Raw genomic sequence first — 291 nt, 5'->3', positions numbered from 1 at the left:
CCGGCTCCCGGCTCCCGGCTCCCGGCTCCCGGCTCCCGGCTCCCGGCTCCCGGCTCCCGGCTCCCGGCTCCCGGCTCCCGGCTCCCGGCTCCCGGCTCCCGGCTCCCGGCTCCCGGCTCCCGGCTCCCGGCTCCCGGCTCCCGGCTCCCGGCTCCCGGCTCCCGGCTCCCGGCTCCGAGGATGTTAGACCGCTGCCGTTTCACGTGAAACGTGGCCAGGTTGGCCGTTTCGTGCGGGGGAGAGAGACGCCGATGTCGGCGGCCGCCGGCCGTCCATCTCGGCTCTAACGCG

It is taken from the genome of Actinoplanes sp. NPDC048988 (assembly GCF_043197815.1).
In the GTDB taxonomy this organism is placed as follows: domain Bacteria; phylum Actinomycetota; class Actinomycetes; order Mycobacteriales; family Micromonosporaceae; genus Actinoplanes.
The sequence above is the reverse complement of the archived record's forward strand: the minus strand, read 5'-3'. Positions refer to the sequence as shown.